The following is a 22,921-nucleotide window of genomic DNA, read 5'->3' on the forward strand; positions in this document are numbered from 1 at the left end:
AGAAAGGGAGTAGATTGATGAACTGGTTTGAAAAGCTTAATCAGTATTTTCCAATTGAAGAAATGAAATCTCAGGAACACATGGAAGCCCTCCTGGATGAAAAAGGGGATGTCTATCACAAAGACGAAGGGGAAAAACACGTGCTTATGTACGCGGAATTTCCTACTTTCGTATTCATCGACTATGTCTATGTTTCTGCTACTGCCCGGGGAGAAGGTTTAGGCCACAAGCTGATGCAAAAAATGAAGGAAAAGAACAAACCGATCATTCTGGAAGTGGAACCGGTTGATTACGAGGATTCCGATACGGAGAAACGTCTTCGTTTCTATCAACGGGAAGGTTTTACTCATGCACATTCGATCGGATATTCGAGACGCTCATTGGCAACGGATGAGTGGAGCCATTTGGAAATATTATACTGGTCTCCGGAAGATTCGAGTGAACAGGAAATATTTGATCAAATGAAACACATGTATGAAGAAATTCATACCTATAAAGATAAAACTTTTTACGGGAAATCCTACCAGCCGGTAGAAGAAGTCCTTAAAATCGATGAAAAAAAATCCTCCTCGAATATGATGGAAGAACTTAATAATAAAGAAAAAGCTTAAGCAGAACCTTCCGATACTTATTCGGAAGGTTTTTTCAATAAGAGTGAAATAATTGATAATGAATATTCTGTGAAACTTTTCATTTATAATGTTTGAGAGAACACGTCATGTGGTATATTAGAAGAGTAGCTGTTGATATTACTATCGTTCTTTCCTTTTTACTTATGTTTTTTTGTGAGTGGTATAGATTCTAGAACTGTTTTGTGTTATAGTGAACATAGAAAGTTATTTAAACTGATTTTAAACTGAAAACAATTTCACACGCTGATATTGTTACATTATAAAAATGAGGAGTGAAGTTCACATGGTTACACTTTATACCTCACCGAGCTGTACATCATGCCGTAAAGCCAAAGCCTGGTTAGAAGAGCATAATATCGACTATACAGAGAGAAATATTTTTTCAGAGCCTTTAACTATTGATGAAATAAAAGAAATCCTTCGCATGACCGAAGATGGGACCGAAGAGATCATTTCGAAACGTTCCAAAGTGTTTCAAAAGATGGACACCGATTTCGATCAGTTGCCTATGCAAGAACTGTTCGATTTGATCCAGGAAAATCCCGGCTTGTTACGACGTCCGATTATCATCGACGATAAACGTCTTCAAGTAGGATACAACGAAGATGAAATACGTCGTTTCCTTCCAAGAAGTGTTCGTACTTTTCAATTGAAGGAAGCCCAGCGTTTAGTTAATTAATTTTGAAGGCTATGCCCACCGAGTGGCATAGCCCTTTTTGTTAACAAAAACTATTGTAAACTTTGAAACGTTTATTGCAAGGAGATTTTCAGGTAATTAAAAAAGTGCCAGATTCAATCTGCACCGCTTAATGTATTGAAACCCTTGGCAAAGCAAGCTAATCCTATCACAAAGGGTTGGAAAGAGTGACGTAAGTACCAAAGAAGAAAAAATAATCTTATTTAGTGACAAATGACTGAAAATAGTCTAAAATATGAAATCAACTCATCTTTGAAATGAAAATGCAATTCATTTTGAAGTCGAGGAAATATGTCTTACAATAGAGATAGTTAACACAACGAATGAAGCACACTCAGATTGAGTTGCTACAGATTCGGGTATTGTGTTAGTAATTAGAGCAGTCTCTTCAGCCTGTTACACTACCCTCGAAGGGAGAGAGACGAAATGGAAATAGAACGTATCAATGAAAATACCGTGAAATTTTATATAACTTATCAGGATGTAGAAAAACGTGGTTTTAACCGTGAAGAAATCTGGTATGATCGGGAACGGAGCGAGCAGTTGTTCTGGGAAATGATGGATGAAGTGAGCGATCAGGAAGACTTTTCACCGGAAGGTCCGCTTTGGATTCAGGTTCAGGCAATGGACAAAGGGATGGAAATCATAGTAACGAAAGCTCAGCTGTCCCAGGATGGTCAAAAGCTCGAATTGCCAGATAATGAAGACAAAAATATCGACATTCCTATGGATGAAAAACTTGAGTCACTACTTGATAGTGAAGCGTCAGAATCCGAGGGAACAGACGGCACGAAAGAAGGGGATGAAGAGGTAGATCATTCCGGAGAACCTCTTGCATTTGCGCTTCACTTCCCTGAGATTGAAGACGTCATTCAACTGAGTCATTATATCACGCTTCCAGAGAGCGTTCATGACTCCCTATATCACTATAAAGATGCCTACTATGTGTATATTCAATTCACAGATGAAAACATGAGTGATCAAGTACAAGAAAATTATCTCAGTCGTCTGATGGAATTTGGTTCCGAAACGAAAAACACTATTCACCTCATCAGTGAATATGGTACACCGATTATTGAAGAAGACGCTCTACATTCGATGGCACAGCACTTTTCTGCTTAAGAAAAGTGCTTTTTTTTGTTCAGATTCTACCATATTTTTCTATAGGAGAGTAGGTCGAATCAGGAAGGGTTTTCAGCAGTTATGTCGAATATAATAATTTATAGAAATAATGAGTAAATGAATAAGGCGGTGGCATATGTTTTCAGCTCTTGATGAACAAGGCTCACTTCGTATATTGTATCGGATTCCGAGAAGTGAAGTGGAACATCTGAAAAAATCGGGTCCTTTTTATTGTCCGTCGTGTAAAGAAGTTGTCCGGATCAGAAGCGGTAACAGATACGCTACACATTTCGCCCATTGGCCCAGTAGTTCCTGTTCATATAAAGGGGAGACATACCAACATCAAAGGGGGAAGCTGTTGATTTATGAATGGCTCATTCAACAAGGGTTATCTCCAGAACTCGAGTATTATCTCCCTGATATCCAACAAAGACCTGATGTGTTAGTGAAATGGAAAAAGTACGTATTCGCTATCGAATTCCAATGCTCTGTCATCTCCGCATCAGAAGTAAAACGACGCTCCAGACAGTACCGAACGGCTGGTATTATACCGCTTTGGTTCATATCAGAGGACAAAGTGAAAGGAACATACCCCAAAATTTCTTTCTCTGCTTTCTTAAGAAGCTTCCTCTATCGTTTCGGCGATCAATTGCACTTCTATTCTTTTTCCCCTCATTCAAACTCCCTCTCTATTTTCACTATCCGTCAGTCTCTATCTTCCAGAAAACTTTTAACGAAGAAGTGTTCGCGATCATTGTTCCAGTTCAAGTTACCTGAGCTTTTTGAAACGCGTCGAATAGGTATTTCTATGGATTCGTGGGTGCAATCTGTATACTATTATCGTACAACTCCGCACCGAATGGGAAGTGCGAAACACCGTCAGTTTTACCAATTCCTTTATTTGAATCATATTGCTCCCTTCCTTCTCCCTTCCATCTGTTTTCTGCCACTCCGCTATCAGCCTCTTTATGATACACCGGCTGTCATTTGGCAATCCAGAGTGTTAGTGACTTATGTTACCGGCGTTGAGATCGGCGGTGAAATTTCCTGTCCTCCCATTCACGTATCGGATGTTCTCGGAAATGAAGAGATGGATTTGATAGAATATTATTTTAAAGAGTTGGTGTACTTAGGATTTATCGAAGAAAGGGAAGGGAGCTGGTACAAAAGAAAGGAGATCCCCTTTCCCAAAAACATAGAGCAGGCGTTACGGCAGGATAAGGAATTAATGATACAATTGAAACGTAGGGATAAATCATCCTGAGAATTTCAAGTAAAGGGGAGGCTTTTTCATTGGCTCAAACGAAAGAACTACCGAAACGGGAAGAAATTCCGACAGAACGCACGTGGAAACTTGATGATATTTTTGAAACAGACGAAGCATGGTACGAAGAGTTTGAACAGTTGAAGAAAGAAAAGGAGCATTTTCCACCTTTCGAAAATACGCTCGGGGACTCTGGAAAACGTCTGTACGAATTATTCGATTTACAGGATCGCTTCATGGAACGACTCGGAAAACTATTCACTTACGCTCATATGCGGAGTGACCAGGATACAACGAATGCCTATTATCAGGAAATGAATACAAAAGCAGAGACATTGTTGACTGAAGCATCTCAGGCGATGAGTTTCATCGTTCCGGAGATTCTTTCACTTCCTGAGGGGACGATCGAGAAGTTTTTGAAGGAATATGATCCTTTGAAACATTATGAGCATACTTTGAATGAACTTATAAGACAAAAAGATCATATCCTCTCTGAAAAAGAAGAGAAGCTGTTGGCAGGCTTTTCAGAGATTGCCGGTGCTCCGGCGCAAACATTCGGAGCGTTGAATAATGCTGATTTGACTTTTTCATCAATAAGAGATGAAGACGGAAATGAAGTGGACGTGACCCACGGGAGATATATGAATTTCCTTAAGTCCGATAATCGGAGAGTGCGCAAAGAGGCGTTCCAAGCTATGTATGATACGTTCGGAGCTTTTAAAAATACTTTCGCTTCAACATTAAGCGCGAATGTGAAAAAGAATAATTTCAAAGCTACTGTACGTAATTATGATAATGCGAGACAGGCGGCACTGGATTCCAATAAAATCCCGGAAACGGTGTATGATAATCTGATTGAAGCGGTGAACGAACGTTTGGATCTCATGCATCGATATGTGCGGTTAAGAAAACGTGTTCTGGAACTTGATGACGTTCATATGTATGATCTCTACACGCCGCTTGTCAAAGAAGTCGAAATGAACGTGACCTTCGAAGAAGCGCAACAAAAAGTGATCGAAGGCCTGAAGCCCTTGGGCGAGGATTATGTGGATAAGTTGAAGGAAGGATTCAATAATCGTTGGATAGATGTGGAGGAGAATAAAGGAAAACGGAGCGGTGCTTATTCTTCCGGTCACTATGGCACGAACCCCTACATTCTTATGAACTGGCAGAATAATGTGGATAATCTTTTCACTTTGGCACATGAGCTGGGCCATTCTCTCCATAGCTATTATACTCATGAGAACCAGCCATATCGGTACGGTAACTATTCGATTTTCGTGGCAGAAGTAGCTTCTACCACCAATGAAGCGTTGCTGAATGATTATATGGTGGAACAGACGACAGATGAGAAGGAAAAACTTTATCTGCTGAATAACTTTTTGGAAGGATTCCGTGGCACCGTTTTTCGTCAGACGATGTTCGCTGAATTTGAACATGATATTCATACAAGGGAACAAAACGGGGAAGCACTTACTGCGGAGAAACTTACAGAACTATATTATGAGCTCAATAAAAAGTACTTCGGAGATGACACTTTCATCGATGAAGAGATTGGACTCGAGTGGGCAAGAATACCTCATTTCTACATGGGCTATTACGTCTATCAGTATGCTACCGGGTATTCTGCCGCAACAGCACTGGCCAACCAGATTCAGGAAGAAGGAGCCCCGGCTGTCGAACGTTACAAAGATTTTCTGAAAGCGGGGAGCAGTGACTATCCGATTGAAGTATTGAAAAAAGCTGGGGTGGACATGACTTCCAAGGCCCCGGTGCTTGAAGCACTTGATGTATTCGAGCAGAAGCTTGACGAGATGGAACGTCTGCTTGATAAATAAATAAGTTTGCACTAAGTACTTGGGACCAAACTAAATAGCATAAAACAAAAACCGAACGACTGTGTTCGGTTTTTGTTTTGTATGCTATTTATAAAAGGATAAAAAATGAAAAAGCAGACGCTGCATAGCGCCTGCTTCATGTGTTACACATATTCCCAGAAAACACCGTGTTTTACAGGGACCTCACGTACTTTCTGTTTCAATACGAGTTTTCGCATTTCGCGTTTCGCTTCTTTTTCCGTCCAGTCATACACGACGGCGATTTCTTTATTAGCCACGAAGCGATATTGTTTCATGAATTCTTCGACGTTCGGTTTCAGGGAAGGGGCGGGATTTTGCTGAAGCATATCTTTCAATACTTTTACATAAATATGATAGTCATAAAGGCCAGTAATCTTCAGTCCCGCATCTTCCTCTGATTCATTGAAAATGACCAGAGTCGGTGTTTCATTCACTTCCATTTCCTGCATCAGTTTCATATCGCCTCTTAGCGCACGCTTAGCTGTTTCGGAGTGAAGGTCACGTTTGAATTCTCCGACATCAATTTGACTTTTCTCAGCACATTCTATCAATACTTCTTCCTGAGAAACGTTTCGCTTCTCCAAAAACACATACTCCTGCACTTTTCTTAAAAATCTCATGCCGGCTTTTTTGCCTTGAAATTCAGCAGCTTTGACTGCAAGGGCTGTCGATAACGGTGAGGAAACCGGGTTTTCAAGCCAAACATCTCCGTCACAGCACATGCCGGTAAGGGACGTGGTATGATCCCATTGTTTCTTCAGCTTCTCCGGCTTGTCTGGGCAATTTTTTTGTAAATTTGCTACAGAGCCGCTCAGTATAGGACGGATTTTAAAATATCTGCCATATTCAAGCGTGAGTTTCTTAAGAAAAGGTTCAAGCGACCAGCATTCAGGACAGAGTGGATCCACGAATACATAAATTTCGATAGGTCGCTTCTGTAAATTGAAAAAACCTTCCTGGAAGCCCTGGAACGTATTGTCCGTCTGGCTTAAGCTTCTCCAACTCACATAGATTCCCCTTTCTCGTCTTCCGGTGTATTCATCATATTATTTGCCGTCATTGTAAGTCTTTCCAATATGAGCCGTTCATATGGTTGTTCAATGCCGACTTCAAAAACAGCTTCTCTCATGCAGGAAAGCCAAGCATCACGCCTCGAAGGTGTAATCGTAAAGGGCATGTGTCTGGCTCTCAGCATCGGGTGTCCGTGCTCCTGTATATAGAGAGGAGGGCCACCAAAAAATTGAGTGAGAAATTGCTTTTGTTTTCTTTTCGTTTCTGAAAGATCATCCGGGAAGATCGGTGTAAGTTCCGGATGGGTAGCTACACGTTTATAGAAAGCGTCGACAAGAGCATGTAATCGCTCTTCTCCGATCGCTTCGTAAATGGATCGGTGTTCCTGTGTCATATGTTGATCCCTTCCTATCTGTATTTTCCATTGTAGCAAGGGGAAGGGGTGGCGACAACTAATCCGATTCGACCCTGGCTTCATAAAATCGTTGAATTTTATTTTTCGTCTCTCTTCGAGGAATCGAAAATTCATGTAAAAGTTCATCAAAAACAGCTTGGCCCTGGTGTTTGGAAGTACATTCTATTTCCAATTCGTAATCTTCTTTCTGGAAATATCTGCTGAAATCAAGAGTTACCGTCGTATCATGATAATCGATTTCACGTCTCCGGGTGGCTAGGGACCCAAGAAAACGGAGATTGCTGCGCTCGATACCCATAGCATCGAGTTGTTTTGTGATATTAGGTTGAGCGTTTCCTTTGTTCTGAATCCATAAATCAGCCTCGTGCTCATCAATCGTATCGTGCGTTTCGAGCAGCCCCTCCGGATGAGGTTCTTTCAGTGTCATCGTCCACTTACCCCCTTTATGACGAATGCGGAGAGCTGCTCCGTACTGTTTCAGCCTCAGGTCTTTTGTTTCGAAATAATAATTGGTCTGTTCAGCGAATTGTGTTTTATCGAAAGGCAATTCTTCAAGCATTCTCTTATATTCGTTTTCAGTAAGCAAATTTTTGAACTCGATTTCGATTTCCTGACTCATATCTTCGTGCTCCTCTCGGAAAAATTCGTTTATGACGCGATGTGTACAGACTGTTTTCTATGGTATTATGATACAATGGTTTTGAACATAAAATCACTTAAAAACCATTATAGATGTACGAATAAGGTGGTGCGCGGTATGAATTGGGAAGCTTTTTTTGCACCGTATGCCCAAGTTGTCGAAGAGTTGAAAGTGAAACTCAAAGGAATGCGGCAGCAATATGATTTCGAAGGGGAGGAATCCCCGATTGAATTTGTAACAGGCAGGGTAAAACCAAAGAGCAGCATTATTGAAAAAGCGAAAAAGAAAGCGATCAATCCTGAATGTATTGAAGAAGAAATGCAGGATATCGCAGGGGTCCGTGTCGTTTGCCAATTTGTGAGCGATATTTACGTCATTGCAGAAATGCTGCGTCACCGCAGTGATTTCACCATTGTAGAAGAAAAGGATTACGTATCCGAGAAAAAAGACAGTGGCTATCGATCTTATCATGTCGTCATCCGCTACCCTGTGGAAACGATACACGGTCAGAAAAATGTATTGGCAGAAATCCAGATCCGCACCCTTGCAATGAACTTCTGGGCGACGAACGAACATACCCTGAATTACAAATACTCCGGTCAGATTCCTCCGGAAATCAAATCCCGTTTGAAACGTGCGGGTGAAGCCGCTTTTCGTCTGGATGAAGAAATGTCGAAAATAAAAGATGAAGTGTATGAAGCCCGCAAAGAATTTCGCAAAAAGGAAGACTACAAACAGAACGACAGTAGGGACTGAGAAAGGTGGGAGAACGATGAAATTCGCAATTTTATCCAAAGGAGACCGGAAGTCCAATGATCTCCGTTCGAAGATTAAGAATTACTTAGAAGAATTCACACTTGAGTATGATGAAGAACAACCGGAACTGGTCATCTCGGTGGGGGGAGATGGAACGCTTCTTGAGGCATTCCACACATATGTATACCGTCTGGATGAGACAGCCTTCATCGGTATCCATACTGGTCACCTTGGGTTTTATGCGGACTGGATGCCGGAAGAGGTGGAAAAGTTGATTATTGAGATAGCGAGAACACCTTTCCAGGTAGTGGAATATCCGCTTCTTGAAGTCATGATCAAGCAGAAGGACTATGAAGAAGAAGAGCGTCACCTGGCACTTAATGAATGTGCTATCAAAACCTCCGAAGGCTCGGTCGTCGTTGATATCGATATCAAAGGGGACCATTTCGAAACGTTCCGGGGAGATGGACTTTGTATTTCGACTCCGTCCGGGAGTACAGCTTATAATAAAGCGCTCGGCGGGGCTATTCTTCACCCGTCTCTTGAAGCGATCCAGGTGACGGAGATGGCCTCCATCAACAACCGGGTGTTCCGTACCATCGGCTCTCCTCTTGTTCTTCCCGGGCATCATACGTGTATGTTCCGTCCATTGAATGAAAAAAGTTTTCTGTTTACAATCGACCATCTGACCAGAACCTATAGCAACGTCGAATCCATCCAATGCCGGGTAGCGAAGGAAAAGGTACGTTTCGCCAGATTTCGCCCCTTCCCGTTCTGGCGTCGAGTTCATGAATCTTTTATATCAGATCAGTATACACAGGGAGACTGAAAGTGAAGAAAGAGTTTATTGTAAAGAAAGAAGGCAGGGTCCAGGATGTTTTGCGCCGGGAAGCGTCTATCTCCCGTCGAATGGTCAGAGAATTGAAAAAGCATGGACGGTTCGAGCGGGATGGATGGCCTCTTGAGCATTACGATATGCTTTCCGAAGAGGACAGGCTTTCCGTTTTCTTCCCGGAAATCGAGGTTTACCCCTATGAACCGGGACACGAGCCTCTTGATGTTGTGTATGAAGATGAAGACCTTCTGCTCATTAATAAACCTGCAGGCATAGCTGTAACTCCGTCCGCTATTCATCCCCACAATACGGTGGTACAGAACGTTCTGGGTCATTATGAAAGGCAGAATTTGAAGCGGACGGTTCATTTGGTCACTCGTCTGGACAAAGATACGAGCGGCTTACTGCTTATTGCTAAACACCCTTACATCCATTCTCTTTTTTACAATAGAGAACAAAAGCTGAGCCGTACGTATGTAGCGCTAGCAGAAGGTATTTTGAAAGAAAAAAGCGGGTCGGTGAAATCTCCGATTGGGAGAGCAAAGGATTCTATCATTCAAAGGGAAGTTTTGAGCGAAGGAAAGCCTGCTGTAACTCATTACGAAGTATTGAAAGAGGAAGAAGCTCGAAGTGTTCTGCGCTTAAAGCTCGAAACGGGCAGAACTCACCAGATACGAGTACATCTATCTTCTATCGGCCATCCGCTCGTTGGTGATACGCTTTATGGGGAAGGGGACGACTTTCGACTGACTTCCGGTCAAGCTTTGCACAGTGCCGAACTTGCCTTTACACACCCATGGACGGGTGAGGAGATGCACTTTCATTCTTCTCCTTCTTTCTGCTCGAAGGAAGCGAACTTTTCCGGTTGGAAAGAAAGAGAAGAAGGTACTTGAACGATCGACTCCTCTGGAAGACGTATGGCTGTAAGTTTGTTCCCGTAGACACACCCGGTGTCGATGTTGACAGTACCATTTTTGAATCTCGGCTCCAGCACAGGGGTGTGTCCGTAGACGATCCTCTTAGAGCCGCGGTAGCTCCGGGCCCAGTCAAGACGCTCCGGACGCCCGTCTTTGAATGTCTTTCCGGTGGTGGCGCCATATAGCACGAAAGAACGAATGCGTTTATTCATGGCACCGATATCCTGTTCAAGGATACCGGCGTGTGCGACTACAGTATTGATTTCTGGAAGTTCCAGGTACAAGGGGGACGCTTCGATGAGTGTCATGAATTCGTTCCGTATTTTTATCTGCTCTTGTTCGGATAGACTCCGATAGGCATATGTCGTCGTTTCCAGACCGAATTTTTCCTGGACCGGATTTCCACGAAAGAAACGGTATAGTTTGTCACAGTGATTGCCGGGGACGTAGAGGCCTTTTTTCTGCTCGATTACCAGCTTGTATACAAATGAAATGGTTGCGAGGGAATCCGGGCCTCTGTCGGTTATATCTCCGACGAATACCGGCGTCCGCCCTTCAGGATGGACAGGGATCCCCTTATCGAAATGATAGCCGAGTTCTGAAAATAACTGTTTCAGTTCATCGAGGCATCCGTGGACGTCTCCGATTATATCGTAAGTCATGGAATAGACCCCTTTCTTAATCTTACTTGCGATTTCTATGGTTACATTCTTAGCTCTGTTAAAGCCTGTTGGTGATTTTAGAACGGAGGGTGGAGACGCCTGCGGGAGGAACATGAACAAAAAATCACCGGAAGTGACCAGCGGCAAGCTTCCAACCCAGAGATAAAAATCAACAAAGAATGATAACAGAGCCGAATTCTTAAGAAGCCTGTACTGGTGCGGGAGAGTTCGACATAGGGTCAGGTTCGCTTATGCTATCGCTTCTAGGCAGGAAGCTTTCACTTTTATTATCCAGTTACAGCTTCCAGAAGCTCGAGACATAAACACTCCGTCCCTTTTCGGGGAAGAACACCCGAAGCCGGTCCGTTGTGCTTATGCTATCGCTTCTAGGCAGGAAGCTTTCACTTTTATTATTATAACAGAGGGAGGCGAGTTCACATGGAACATTTGGATGAACAGGAACGCGAACAAGTTTGGAACGAAGTGGAGGAATCCCTGAAAGAGGGGAAAATCGATCAGTTCCGGGCAGAGTTCCTCGAACTACATCCGTATGATCAGGCAAAAATCTTCGAGGAATTGGATGAGCCTCTCCGTAAAGAGGTTTACATGTACGTCTCTCCTGAAGAGATAGCGGATGTTATGGAACACGTGGATGATGTAGATGTTGAACCGTATTTTTCCGAAATGGACCCACGGTTTGCCTCTGATGTATTTTCCGAAATGTCCTCTGATGATGCCGTCGATATTATGAATCGTCTGGATAAAGACAAAGTTGCCAGTTTTCTTACTATTATGGGCAAAGAGGACGCCCAGGAAATAAAAGATCTTTTGCATTATGAAGAAAAGACTGCCGGTTCGATTATGACGACGGAATACGTCTCGTTAAGAGCATCGATGAAGGTGAAGGAAGCGATGGAACACCTTCGTGTAGAAGCACCAGATGCAGAAACGATTTACTACACCTATGTCGTTGATGAAGAAAAGAAACTTGCAGGTGTCATTTCTCTCAGGGACCTGATCATTTCAGAACCTGAATGGACGATTGAAGAAGCGATGAGTGACAGAGTGGTAAGCGTTTCTGTCGCTAAAGACCAGGAAGAAATCGCGCAAATGATGCGAGATTATGATTTCCTTGCTCTACCTGTCGTAGATTTTCAGAATCATCTTCTCGGTATCATTACTGTCGATGATATTATGGACGTCATGGATGAAGAAGCGAGTGATGACTATTCCAAACTCGCGGCGATATCAGATGTGGACGGACCGAATGATAATGCCTTCATCTCTGCGAAAAAACGGTTACCTTGGCTGATTGCACTGCTGTTTCTCGGCAGTCTGACAGCCAGCCTTATCAATCAATTCGAAGATCAGCTGAATCAGGTGGCGATTCTCGCTATTTTCATTCCGCTCATTGCCGGTATGGCTGGTAACACAGGGACTCAGGCACTGGCAGTAGCTGTCCGGGGAATCGCTACGGGAGAGATCAGAAAACAGGGAAAAGGCAGGATGTTGCTGAGAGAAGCTTCTACAGGCTTGATCACCGGAGTGGTGTGCGGTGTGATCATTACTCTCGTTGTCTACGTTTGGCAGGGGAATTTCTTCCTCGGAGCTCTCGTGGGAATTTCGATTATGTCAGCTTTGATCGTAGCTACTATCGCTGGTTCATTCGTCCCGCTCCTCATGGATCGTATGAACATTGACCCGGCTGTTGCGTCTGGTCCGTTCATCACGACAATCAACGATCTGATTTCCATTTTGATATATTTCGGTATGGCATCCGCCTTTATGAATTTTCTCGTGTAATTGTTTTTTCAGGAAAGGTATAATAAAATGAGAGCAGGTACTAATAACAAATATTAACCTCTAGGAGGGTTTTGATGAATTTATCATTAGAAGGTCGTACATACGTCATTATGGGCGTAGCGAATAAACGAAGCATTGCATGGGGAATTGCCCGCGCTTTGCATGAAGCGGGAGCTAGACTCGTGTTTACGTATGTCGGTGAACGTTTCGGGAATTCCGTGCGTGAACTTGCAGAAACACTCGAGGGACAGGAACCTCTTTTCTATGAGTGTGATGTGACGGATGATGAATCGATCATCCAGACGTTCGAGTCTATCGGAAAAGATGTAGGAACTATTCATGGTCTTGCTCACTGCATTGCTTTCGCCAACCGTGAAGAACTGAAAGGTGAATTCCTGAATACAAGTCGCGATGGGTTCCTTACAGCGCAGAATATCAGCTCCTATTCACTGACAGCGGTAGCGCGTGCGGCAAAACCGTTGATGACTGAAGGCGGAAGCATTCTGACGATGACATATCTCGGTGGAGAGAAAGTCGTGCAGAACTATAATGTGATGGGTGTAGCAAAAGCGAGCCTTGATGCGAATATGCGTTACCTGGCGAGCAACCTCGGAAAAGATAATATCCGCGTTAATGCTATCTCAGCAGGACCTATCCGCACACTCAGTGCCAAAGGTGTTGGAGATTTCAACTCGATTCTGACTGAAATAGAGGAGCGTGCACCGCTTCGTCGTGCGGTGACACAGGAAGAAGTAGGAGATACCGCTTATTATCTCATGAGCGATCTTTCCCGTGGGGTGACCGGAGAAATCATCCACGTCGATTCCGGTTTCAACATTATCGGTTATTAAACAGGAGAAACGGTACCTTTTCGAATAAGGTGCCGTTTTTTTGTCCTCTGGGGATAGAGGAGAAGACGTGTTACATAAAGATCAGGAGACTGAATCAGATAAGCGGACGTTTTGCGTGAAGAAAACTCCTCTCCCATATAAGTTTTCGCAATTACAAGTGGCATTCGTTATAATTGAACCAGGAAGGAGGGAGCATATGCGTCAGTCTCCCGCACATCACATCGAAAGATCAGCCATCTCTGCATGGCGATGGACCGCCATTATTTTCCTTTTTATTCCATTGATTCTTATCGCCGGGTCCATAGCCTCCTACATATACTGGTCTTGGCCTGGATGGGTCATAGCTTTAGCGGTAGTATTGTTTTTGATCGATCTGTTGCTTTCTGTGTATCTGATACCGGTACTTCGTTGGCGTCGTTGGAGGTATGAAGTATTCGAGCAGGAAATATATATCCAGCGCGGCATCCTTATAAGACGAAGAACGATCATCCCCATGCTCCGTGTCCAGCACGTAGATACCAAGCAGGGACCAATTTTGAAAAGGTTCTCTCTCGCCACGGTAACCGTATCAACAGCAGCAACGACTCATGAAATCCCTGCGCTCTCTGACAGTGAAGCCTCTGCTTTACGTGACAGAATTTCGCAGCTTGCAAGGGTGGATGAAGACGATGTATGAAAAACGACTTCATCCGGCAGCAATCTTTTTCCAGCTTTTACGTACGATGAAGGATATGGCTCTCGGTATTCTGCCGGTGATTGTAGTTTCCTTCAGCAGAGGCATGACATGGTATATATTTTTAGGTATCGGTGTATTCTTTCTGCTTCTGCTCGTGTACTCTTCCATGAAATGGCTCAGATTCTCTTACCTCGTCACAGAAGAGGAATTACGGATCAAGCAGGGTGTATTCATTCGCCAGGAACGTCGTATATCGAAAAACAGAATCCAGTCCATAGATTTGACCCAAGCGCTTATCCACCGTATTTTCGGGTTGACGAAAGTACAGATCGAAACGGCCGGGAGTGATGAAAACGTAGATGCTTCGCTGTCAGCAGTGACATTTTCAGAGGGGGAAAGCGTCCAGAACGAGCTGAAGCGAAAAGGGAAAGAAACAGAAACTGAATCAGAGTCGGATTCGGAGAAGGAGAAAGTATATCCTTCGAAAGTCGTTTCTTATCCAAGACTCGCTCTTACAGGAGCAACGTCTGACAATGCAATCTTGATTATCGGTCTGCTTTGGCTCCTATTTTCACAGGCGAACCAGATCATCCCGGAAGAAATTTATCAGGAAGTGACGGTATGGGTGCTTTCCCTCGCTCTGCAATTGCTCATCTCTCTTATAATCGGATCTGTTTTCGTCGTATGGGGAGCTGGTATCGTTTGGACAATCATCAAGTATGCGAACTTCACGATTACAAGGTATGATACAGAGCTGTACATGACTTATGGACTTATTGAAAAGCGTCAGCGTACGATTCCGGTCAACCGCGTCCAGGCGGTCATTGTGAAGGAGAATCTGATCCGACAGATATTCGGTCTCTGCTACATCTATGTGGAAGTCGCTGGAGGTGTCAGTGGAGGGCGTATGGAAGAAAGTACGGTGTATCTGATTCCTATACTCCGAAAAAACCAGGTTCCTGCCTTTCTGGATAAGTACCTTCCAGAATATTATAGAGAAGAACCCGAGCTGAAAAGACCTCCTTTCAAGAGTATTCCTTACTATGTATGGCAAGGTCTTCTGGTTTCAGTGGTGGCAATCGTGGCTGTTTCTATTTTTGCACCTGCCTGGGTCCTCGTCCCTGTCGCAGCAATAGTGTTGTTTACAGGATGGGGAGTGTTTTGTTGGCAGACTTCAGGTATTTCCTACGATGATACGTATCTGAACCTCCGTTTTCGGAAAGTGAGCAGGGAAACGGTAACTTTGAAGAAAAAGAGGCTTCAGGCTTTTGAGAAGAAAGACAACTGGCTCTATAGAAAGCAACAACTGGCAACTATCGATGTAGCTGTACTTAACAATACGGCGGGTAGGCACTTTATTGTTCCTGCTTTAGAAGAGTCTGATATTACAGAAGCCTCTTCCCGCTTTTCAAGTGTCTCCCGCATTCACGTGGGTGACGCTGACTAAGACTATTCAAGTGTTTGGAAAAGGAGGGGATACTATCGATATCCCGATATTATTTGAAGATAACCATCTGCTTGTGGTGGAAAAACCGGTGAATGTTCCGGTGCAGGAAGATGAAAGTGGAGACGATGATTTATTGACGATTCTGAAGAGGGATATTAAGATCCGTTACGAGAAACCGGGGAATGTTTATCTCGGTCTTGTGCATCGTCTGGATCGCCCCGTCGGAGGTGTGATGGTTTTTGCGAAAACGTCGAAAGCCGCCTCCCGTCTTTCTGATCAGATTCGGAGAAACGCTATGGAAAAATACTATTTGACGATTATCCGCGGGGAAATGGATGCCCCGAGAGCAAAACTCGAAAATTATCTCGTCAAAGATCGAAGGAAGAATGAAGTATACGTAGTAGGAAAAGATAACAAGCACGGAAAAGAAGCGGAACTTGAGTATGAAGTGAAAGAAGAGGAGGCGGGAATGAGTCTTCTTGAGATCGATCTACACACAGGCAGGCCGCACCAGATACGCGTCCAGCTGGCGCATCTCGGTACTCCGATTTATGGAGATCAGAAATACGGCCAGAATGTTAATCATCCTGGTCAGCAGATCGCTCTCTGGTCACATAGGCTTGTATTGACTCATCCTGTCAAAAAAGAAGATATGACCTTCACGTCTTACCCACCGGACACCTATCCCTGGAATATTTGGCCTGCGTATATATCTGAATAAGAAATGATGGCCCGTAGCCTGAGGTGAGCTGCTCCTTCACGGGTAGTCAGAGTTATTGTTGTCATTTTGACTTCCATCAGCGAAGCATCTCATCACACCTCTGGATTTTTATATTCTTTCATAACTTCTCCTTGAAGAATATTTACTGTTCACATGAGTAAATACAGAAGAAAGGGGGTATGTAAGTAAGAGAAGGGGGGAGAAAACGATGGGCTATATTCTGCCGATAAATAATTATCAATACCAGGATTATCAAAATCGTGTTGTTCAGCGTGAACATTCTCCGACAGGCCTTGAAAACGTATGGAAGGTTATGCTGGATCAAAAAGTGAAAGAACGCAGGCAGATGAGGGAAGAAGATCGCCTGGAGTACCAGCAGCTTACTGATTTGATGTATACACCATCTACTGTCCATAAAGTGAACAAACAGAGTAAATCGGTGCCGTCGCACGTTCAGGAAAAAGTATATTCTGATGTAACAGGAAAAGGTGCCTTTTTCAGCGAATCTATATAATAGAGAAGCTGAAAGGGGAGAGAAATAGTGAGTTTTAAAAACATTGCTGAGGGTATTTATTATTTCGATGGTGCCGTGAATATCGGTTACGTTCATAAGGGTACTACCGGATTGTTGATTGACGCGGGCATTGATCGTTCTGCAGTGAAGAAAGTGATCAGGTATATAGAAGATAACGGTATGCCGCTCACCCATCTATTTATTTCGCATGCGCATGCGGATCATTATGGAGGAGCGGCTTTTGTCCGTGAAAAATACGAAGTGGAAACGTGGGCGCCTGCACTCGAATCTGCAATTATAGAGAATCCTGTACTCGAGCCCCTCTACCTGTTTGGAGGGAATGATCCTTTCCCTGATGTGCGTAACAAGTTTTTAGAGGGACCTCCGGTTACCATCGACATAGTCGTGGAGGAAGGGACTGTACATATCGGAGACATCGAAGCTGAAGTAACCATTCTGCCCGGGCATAGCTATCGTCAGGCCACCCTTACGATTGACGGGGTTCTTTTCGCTGCCGATGCGTATTTCGGAACCGAATATCTTCATAAACATAGAATCCCCTATATTACTGATGCTTCGATTCAAATCGACACGCTCCGTAAGCTGTTGAATGTTGACGCAAAGGGTGCAATTCCGGGTCACGGGACATATGAGGAAGACTACAGTTCTACAGTGGAGAAGAATATCGAGTATCATGAGAAGCTGCTTACTTGGGTCAAATCTTTTATCCAGGAGAATGGGGAAGTGTCACATGAAGAACTCGTTTCAGCCATGTGTACTGCATATGAAGTGGAAGTTACAAAAATCCCTGCCTGGCTCCTGTACAGAACTGCTGTAACGGCTTATGTCAACGGATTGATAAGAGAAGGCATCGTGAGAAGTTTTCTGAAAGACTACAAACTTACTTTTGCTTTATCAACAGACTAAAAAGAACGTTCAAATTTAAAATATCCAGTACACATCCTTCTGATTCCGATTTAGACTAGTCCCGGATCAGGAGGATTTTTGATTTGGTACGCACCGGCATTACAGAGATAAGGTGCTGAGTACTGAAGCAGAGGGAGGGCAACTTGAATCATCGGTACTTTTCGGTAAACTTCCAACGTATCTCCGGGGAATCATGTATAAAAGATGACAGAAGAAGTCGATAGTGACTAAATTTCCCGGGAAATATTTATGAAAGCGCCACCAAAAATGTTTGACAAATTTGTGAACAGGGGTAATAATAGTAGTAAGAGGTGATGGAAATGGATAAGAAAACGTTGAATATAGTGCAATATACGGGTGCTACGCTACTTATTTTGGGGATTTTAACTTTCCTTGTAAGTGTATTAGGCGTAGGAGATCGTACACTAACAATGGTAGGTGTCGGTCTTGTAATGGGATCGGTGTTCATTTTCATGATGGGATTATTCTTGGTTCTTTCCGAGGAATTGACATTGAAATTCAAAAAGGACGATAAACGACTCAATCATTAAAATGAATGCTTAAACCCTAATTCCTAAGTGGATTAGGGTTTTGTTAATAGGAATTCATTACAAAACGGAACCGGCTTGCCCTGAGAATAGAAATTACGAAGGAACCAGGGTGGAGCTGAGTATATGAAATGCGCCCGTATAAAGAAGGGGGGAGGGCTAATGGAGTATAGAGCCCTTGATATTGATGATGCCAAACAATTTTTAAAGTTCAATAAAGAGCTTGATGAATCCGGGTTTATGTTGTATGCCCCTGGAGAACGTGTGATGAGTGAAAATGAACAAAGACAGCTGATTAAAAAAATTACTGAAGACAGTTCCACGGCTTTGATCATAGGGGAAAACGAGGGAGAAATCACAGGGTTCATTATGTTGAAAGGAAATGAGCTGGAAAGGATTAGACACTCCGCTTATCTGGCTCTTGGGGTAAAAGAGGAATGGAGAGGACATGGAGTTGGGAAAGATCTTCTTCGACAGGGGTTCAAATGGGCAAGGGAACGGGGTGTGTCGCGTCTTGAACTGACTGTTCTGAAAAATAATCGTGCTGCTCTTCATCTGTACAAACAGATGGGGTTCAAGATAGAAGGAGAAAAGGTGAACTCACTGAAAATCGATGGGGAGTACCGGAATGAATATTACATGTATAAGTTGTTGAAGTAAGTGTATACACTTACTTGACTGTCTTTCACATTCACATTCACATTTACATAATCAAAAAACCCGGTTACCATTCAAAGCGAACGGTGACCGGGTTTCCTTTATATAAGCTACTCTGAAAATTATACCCTGGAAAAATTATTCTTCAGGTAGCTTTTATATATATCATGCAGTCGTCTCTTTGTCTTCAGTAGCCCCATACCATTGCAAGTAGGGAGCCGAATACGATGGCCAGTGCGATGAAAACTCCATAGAAAGTGTTCAAATAGATGGAATCGGAATCACTGGACTCACCGGCGTGCATGAACACGACAAGTTGCAGTCCTGCCTGTGTAAAAGCAGTTATCAGCAGAATGATCATCCCGACCTGGAAACTCATATCAATGAAGTATACCAGAAGGGCAATGACTGTCAGAACGAGAGAGGTGGCGAATCCAATGACCTGTTTCGCTGGAAATAATTCTCTCATATCACATCATTCCTTTCAGATAGACGAAGCTGAATATGAAAATCCAGACTACGTCCAGGAAGTGCCAGTAAAGGGAAAAGATAAACGTCTTATTCGCAGTTGCCGGGGTGAAGCCGCGCTTCACAAGCTGAATGATGATCGCAACCCCCCAGAACAGTCCGAAGGAAACGTGCGCGCCGTGAGTGCCGAGAAGCGTGAATAGTGCTGCAGAAAAGGCGCTAGTCTGTAAGTTCAGCCCTTCGTGGACATATTCATAAAACTCATAAATCTCGACCCCTACGAATCCAAGACCTAATATAAGGGTGATAAGGAAGAGTCCTATAGTGGCCCCTTTACGTCCCAGTCTCATCGCGTTCACCGCCAGGCCGATGGTGAAACTGCTCGTCAAAAGCACGAAAGTTTGAATCATCAGTGTGGAAATGACGAACAGATGACCGGCGGACGGCCCACCACCTGTACGACCTTCAAGGATGAAATAAGCACCGAAGAGGGTAGCGAACAAAGCGATTTCTGCGCCGATGAATACCCAGAACCCGACTATATTCATGTCATTGGTTTCCGTGCTGTACTCGAGCGGTTTCGAATGATCGATATTCATCGGTCGTCACCTCCCATCTTTCTCTCTGTTTCCTGTACGTCTTCAGCGTGTATATGACGTCCGTCATCCTGTTCGAATGAACGGAGGAACAGACACACAGCTATACCTACAGAAGAAACGATAACAAGGCTCCAAAGGCTGAATACAAGACCGAACCCAAAGATGAAGAAGAACACACACATGATGAACGGCATCCCGCTATTGTTCGGCATGTGAATATCACTGATTTTATCCTTGAACAGTGTTTTCCCTTCATGCTTGGCGTCCCAGTAAGGTTCACGGGAATCTACGACCGGCTGTACTGCGAAGTTATACTCAGGTACCGGTGTGCGTGTCGCCCATTCAAGGGTACGCGCATCCCATGGATCGTCTCCGATATCGCGTGTGGCGTAACGTGCACTGTAATATACGTTGAACACAATAAGGATGAAACCCATGGCGAGGCCTAATCCTCCGAAGAAGGAAAGAAGGTTCCAAATACCGAACCCGGCTTCTTCCGAGTACGTATACATACGGCGTGCCTGGCCATCCAGTCCTGCGATGAACATCGGGAAGAATGCGAGACAGGTACCGATAGCGATATTCCAGAAGGCCCATTTTCCGATTTTTTCATTCAGCATAAAACCGAACATCTTCGGCCACCAGTAAGTCATACCGGCAAGCATCGCAAAGACGACTCCTGGGATGATGACGAGGTGGAAGTGAGCCACAAGGAACATCGTATTGTGGTACTGATAGTCGGCACTAGCAATACCAAGCATGACTCCGGTTACACCACCGATAGTGAAAATCGGGATGAACCCTACAGAGTATAGCATAGGTACTGTCAGGCGGATTTTTCCTCGCCACATCGTAAAGAGCCAGTTGAATATCTTGACCCCTGTAGGTATGGCAATGGCCATAGTAGTAATCGAGAATATACTGTTTACAAACGCCCCTTGCCCCATCGTAAAGAAGTGATGGACCCATACAAGGAAAGCGAGTGTCGAAATGACGACAATCGAGACGACCATGGAAGTGTATCCGTATAAGTTACGACCGGAGAATGTGGATATCACTTCACTGTAGATGCCGAATGCCGGCAAGACGAGAATATACACTTCCGGGTGTCCCCATACCCAGAAGAAGTTTGCCCAGAGCATCGCCATTCCTCCGTTATCCATCGTAAAGAAATGGGTGCCGAAAAGACGGTCCATTGTCCCCATCGCAAGGGCTACCGTCAGCACAGGGAAGGCGAATGTGATCAGCAGGTTCGTAATCAGAGCTGTCCATGTAAACAACGGCATTTTCATAAGCTTCATGCCTGGAGCTCTCATTTTGAAAATCGTAACGATGAAGTTGATTCCGGTAATCAGCGTCCCCAGTCCTGCAATTTGAAGGGCGATCATGTAATAGTTCGTTCCGATGTGAGGACTGAGTTCATTCCCGGCAAGCGGGAAGTAGGAAGTCCAGCCGGAACTTGGTGATCCTCCGATTACGAAGGAAAGGTTGAAAAGCATTGCTCCCATAAAGTATAGCCAGAAACTCAGAGCGTTCAGTCGTGGATAAGCCACGTCACGTGCCCCGATCTGAAGTGGTACGACAAAGTTCATGAGAGCTGTAATGAAGGCCATCGCCATGAAGAATATCATGACGACTCCGTGTGTCGTGAATATCTCATTATATTCAGCAGAGCTGAGCAGTTCGTTTCCCGCTCTGGAGGTCTGAGCCCTCATCATCAGGGCGTCCACTCCTCCGCGGAAAAGCATCAATAGGGCAGAAATCAAATACATGATTCCTATCCGTTTATGGTCAACCGTCGTCAGCCATTCCCGCCATAAGTAGCCCCATTTCTTGAAATAGGAGATACCTGCCAATACTGCAATAAGTGTCAGGCCGATTGCGACCATGGACAGATAAATGGTGGGGGTAGGATTCGGAACGGCGAATTGTTCAAAAAATTCCATCCGTAAGACTCCTCTCTTTAATGATCCATTTCTTCTTCATTCATGTCTTCATGTTCTTCCCCTTGGTGCTCTGTATGTTCCTCGGGAGCAGGGTTGAAGGAAAGGTGAGTCCCGGTAAATGTCTTCTGGCCGAGATGACCAGGTTCCAATAATTCGTTGAAGGTTTCCTCATCGAGAGGTTCAGCCGTATTATGGACTTCCGTCACCCATTCATCGAATTCTTGTTGGGACACCACGTTGACATTGAACGTCTGTTCCGCGAAACCTTCTCCGCTGAAATTCGAGTTACGACCCCATATTTCTCCTTCCTCCGAAGCGGCGACGTTAAGTTTCGTAAGCATTCCTGTCATTGCATACTTCTGTCCTCCGAGTTGAGGGATCCAGAAACTTGAGATAGCATCAAAAGAATACAGGCGGAACTCGATTGGCCGGTCTTTAGGAAGGTACAAGTAGTTCAACGTTTCTATATCCTGCTCTGGATAACTGAAATGCCACTTCCAATTTGAAGAGGAGGCATAGATGACCATCGGCTCCTGATCTTTGTATCCTTCAGGTACGCTTTCCGCTTCGTACGTACTCTGCACAGATACGATGGAAAGAAAAACGATGATCAAAACTGGAATTCCTACACAAAGACCCTCTACCCATTTGTTTCCTTCGATGATGGGTGGCTTGTAGTCAGCAGGTGTTTTCGAAGAGCGATACTTTACGAGCATGTATATAAGCATGGCGAATACGACAACGACAACGCCGAGCATCGTCCAAATAGAAATCATTATGACATCTTTCAACAATGCTGCCTGTGGACCCTTAGGATCGAAGACAGCCAACGGTTCGCATCCGCCAAGGAAAAGAAGAAATGACATTAGCAAACCGGAAAACAGCCATTGTTTTTTCATGACCAGACTCCTTTCTGATATCAGTACTGTAAGCGCGTATTCCCATCATAGGGGT

The 22,921-nt window shown here is 44.1% G+C and carries 25 protein-coding genes; 17 read left to right on the forward strand and 8 right to left on the reverse strand.

Annotated features, from left to right (window positions below):
* Positions 1-17: 17 nt before the first annotated feature.
* From BW944_RS08840 to pepF, 5 genes are all read left to right on the forward strand, one after another.
* Entirely contained in the window at positions 18-611 is a 594-nt protein-coding gene (locus BW944_RS08840; RefSeq protein WP_076558826.1) for a GNAT family N-acetyltransferase, read from the forward strand.
* A gap of 304 nt (positions 612-915) precedes the next feature.
* Positions 916-1,311 carry a transcriptional regulator SpxA gene (spxA, locus tag BW944_RS08845; RefSeq protein ID WP_076558827.1) on the forward strand — a complete coding sequence of 132 codons (396 nt, stop codon included), beginning with the start codon at positions 916-918 and terminating at the stop codon, positions 1,309-1,311.
* 444 nt (positions 1,312-1,755) lie between these two features.
* On the forward strand, positions 1,756-2,451 hold the full coding sequence (mecA, locus tag BW944_RS08850) for an adaptor protein MecA (protein WP_076558829.1): 696 nt from the start codon (positions 1,756-1,758) through the stop codon (positions 2,449-2,451).
* Positions 2,452-2,587: 136 nt separating this feature from the next.
* Positions 2,588-3,715 (forward strand): competence protein CoiA, encoded by a 1,128-nt coding sequence (locus BW944_RS08855; RefSeq protein WP_076558831.1) that lies wholly within the window; start codon positions 2,588-2,590, stop codon positions 3,713-3,715.
* Between the two features lie 29 nt (positions 3,716-3,744).
* The gene (gene pepF, locus BW944_RS08860; RefSeq protein WP_076558833.1) at positions 3,745-5,553 is read left to right on the forward strand and encodes an oligoendopeptidase F; all 1,809 of its coding nucleotides are present in this window, start codon (positions 3,745-3,747) and stop codon (positions 5,551-5,553) included.
* 143 nt (positions 5,554-5,696) lie between these two features.
* On the opposite strand, the gene BW944_RS08865 is transcribed toward pepF, so the two are convergent.
* From BW944_RS08865 to BW944_RS08875, 3 genes are read right to left on the reverse strand one after another with little or no spacing between them, the layout of a single operon-like run.
* Positions 5,697-6,581, reverse strand: coding sequence for a ClpXP adapter SpxH family protein (locus BW944_RS08865; protein WP_084193686.1), 885 nt, complete (start codon positions 6,579-6,581; stop codon positions 5,697-5,699).
* Positions 6,578-6,979: a globin domain-containing protein gene (locus tag BW944_RS08870; RefSeq protein ID WP_076558835.1), complete on the reverse strand. Its 402-nt coding sequence runs from the start codon at positions 6,977-6,979 to the stop codon at positions 6,578-6,580. The genes BW944_RS08865 and BW944_RS08870 overlap by 4 nt, the downstream gene beginning before the upstream one ends.
* Before the next feature lie 58 nt (positions 6,980-7,037).
* Positions 7,038-7,619: a CYTH domain-containing protein gene (locus BW944_RS08875; protein WP_076558836.1), complete on the reverse strand. Its 582-nt coding sequence runs from the start codon at positions 7,617-7,619 to the stop codon at positions 7,038-7,040.
* A gap of 138 nt (positions 7,620-7,757) precedes the next feature.
* On the opposite strand from BW944_RS08875, the gene BW944_RS08880 reads away from it, so the two are divergent.
* From BW944_RS08880 to BW944_RS08890, 3 genes are read left to right on the forward strand one after another with little or no spacing between them, the layout of a single operon-like run.
* Entirely contained in the window at positions 7,758-8,396 is a 639-nt protein-coding gene (locus tag BW944_RS08880; protein ID WP_076558838.1) for a GTP diphosphokinase, read from the forward strand.
* Positions 8,397-8,412: 16 nt separating this feature from the next.
* Positions 8,413-9,225: an NAD kinase gene (locus BW944_RS08885; RefSeq protein ID WP_076558839.1), complete on the forward strand. Its 813-nt coding sequence runs from the start codon at positions 8,413-8,415 to the stop codon at positions 9,223-9,225.
* 2 nt (positions 9,226-9,227) lie between these two features.
* Complete coding sequence (locus tag BW944_RS08890; protein WP_234983155.1) at positions 9,228-10,124, forward strand: RluA family pseudouridine synthase; 897 nt, start codon at positions 9,228-9,230, stop codon at positions 10,122-10,124.
* Here the strand turns inward: BW944_RS08890 and prpE are convergent.
* Positions 10,052-10,810, reverse strand: coding sequence for a bis(5'-nucleosyl)-tetraphosphatase PrpE (gene prpE, locus BW944_RS08895; protein ID WP_076558843.1), 759 nt, complete (start codon positions 10,808-10,810; stop codon positions 10,052-10,054). The two genes, BW944_RS08890 and prpE, sit on opposite strands and share 73 nt — an antisense overlap.
* 438 nt (positions 10,811-11,248) lie before the next feature.
* Here prpE and mgtE point away from each other — a divergent pair, with 438 nt between their 5' ends.
* The 9 genes from mgtE (at position 11,249) to BW944_RS08940 (ending at position 18,957) form a co-directional block, all read left to right on the forward strand.
* Positions 11,249-12,613: a magnesium transporter gene (gene mgtE / locus BW944_RS08900; RefSeq protein WP_076558845.1), complete on the forward strand. Its 1,365-nt coding sequence runs from the start codon at positions 11,249-11,251 to the stop codon at positions 12,611-12,613.
* A gap of 74 nt (positions 12,614-12,687) precedes the next feature.
* Positions 12,688-13,464: an enoyl-ACP reductase FabI gene (gene fabI, locus BW944_RS08905; protein WP_076558846.1), complete on the forward strand. Its 777-nt coding sequence runs from the start codon at positions 12,688-12,690 to the stop codon at positions 13,462-13,464.
* 196 nt (positions 13,465-13,660) lie between these two features.
* Positions 13,661-14,140, forward strand: coding sequence for a PH domain-containing protein (locus BW944_RS08910; protein WP_076558847.1), 480 nt, complete (start codon positions 13,661-13,663; stop codon positions 14,138-14,140).
* On the forward strand, positions 14,133-15,587 hold the full coding sequence (locus BW944_RS08915) for a PH domain-containing protein (protein WP_076558848.1): 1,455 nt from the start codon (positions 14,133-14,135) through the stop codon (positions 15,585-15,587). Before BW944_RS08910 ends, BW944_RS08915 begins: the two co-directional genes overlap by 8 nt.
* A gap of 34 nt (positions 15,588-15,621) precedes the next feature.
* Positions 15,622-16,308 (forward strand): RluA family pseudouridine synthase, encoded by a 687-nt coding sequence (locus tag BW944_RS08920; RefSeq protein ID WP_084193698.1) that lies wholly within the window; start codon positions 15,622-15,624, stop codon positions 16,306-16,308.
* Positions 16,309-16,516: 208 nt separating this feature from the next.
* Positions 16,517-16,822: a hypothetical protein gene (locus tag BW944_RS08925; RefSeq protein ID WP_076558849.1), complete on the forward strand. Its 306-nt coding sequence runs from the start codon at positions 16,517-16,519 to the stop codon at positions 16,820-16,822.
* A gap of 27 nt (positions 16,823-16,849) precedes the next feature.
* Complete coding sequence (locus tag BW944_RS08930; protein WP_076558851.1) at positions 16,850-17,749, forward strand: MBL fold metallo-hydrolase; 900 nt, start codon at positions 16,850-16,852, stop codon at positions 17,747-17,749.
* Between the two features lie 320 nt (positions 17,750-18,069).
* A complete protein-coding gene (locus BW944_RS08935) occupies positions 18,070-18,300 on the forward strand; it encodes a hypothetical protein (protein ID WP_084193688.1) in 231 nt (76 codons plus the stop codon).
* A gap of 159 nt (positions 18,301-18,459) precedes the next feature.
* Complete coding sequence (locus BW944_RS08940; RefSeq protein WP_076558855.1) at positions 18,460-18,957, forward strand: GNAT family N-acetyltransferase; 498 nt, start codon at positions 18,460-18,462, stop codon at positions 18,955-18,957.
* 184 nt (positions 18,958-19,141) lie between these two features.
* Here BW944_RS08940 and qoxD read toward each other — a convergent pair whose 3' ends face one another.
* The 4 genes from qoxD to qoxA are packed head-to-tail and all read right to left on the reverse strand — an operon-like array spanning position 19,142 to position 22,866.
* A complete protein-coding gene (gene qoxD, locus BW944_RS08945; RefSeq protein WP_076558858.1) occupies positions 19,142-19,423 on the reverse strand; it encodes a cytochrome aa3 quinol oxidase subunit IV in 282 nt (93 codons plus the stop codon).
* 1 nt (position 19,424) lies between these two features.
* Positions 19,425-20,021, reverse strand: coding sequence for a cytochrome (ubi)quinol oxidase subunit III (locus BW944_RS08950; protein ID WP_076558861.1), 597 nt, complete (start codon positions 20,019-20,021; stop codon positions 19,425-19,427).
* Positions 20,018-21,967: a cytochrome aa3 quinol oxidase subunit I gene (gene qoxB, locus BW944_RS08955; RefSeq protein ID WP_076558864.1), complete on the reverse strand. Its 1,950-nt coding sequence runs from the start codon at positions 21,965-21,967 to the stop codon at positions 20,018-20,020. The genes BW944_RS08950 and qoxB overlap by 4 nt, the downstream gene beginning before the upstream one ends.
* 17 nt (positions 21,968-21,984) lie before the next feature.
* Positions 21,985-22,866: a cytochrome aa3 quinol oxidase subunit II gene (gene qoxA / locus BW944_RS08960; protein WP_076558866.1), complete on the reverse strand. Its 882-nt coding sequence runs from the start codon at positions 22,864-22,866 to the stop codon at positions 21,985-21,987.
* Positions 22,867-22,921 lie beyond the last annotated feature (55 nt).

The sequence above is a fragment of the Salimicrobium flavidum genome, from assembly GCF_900156645.1.
GTDB lineage: Bacteria > Bacillota > Bacilli > Bacillales > Halobacillaceae > Salimicrobium > Salimicrobium flavidum.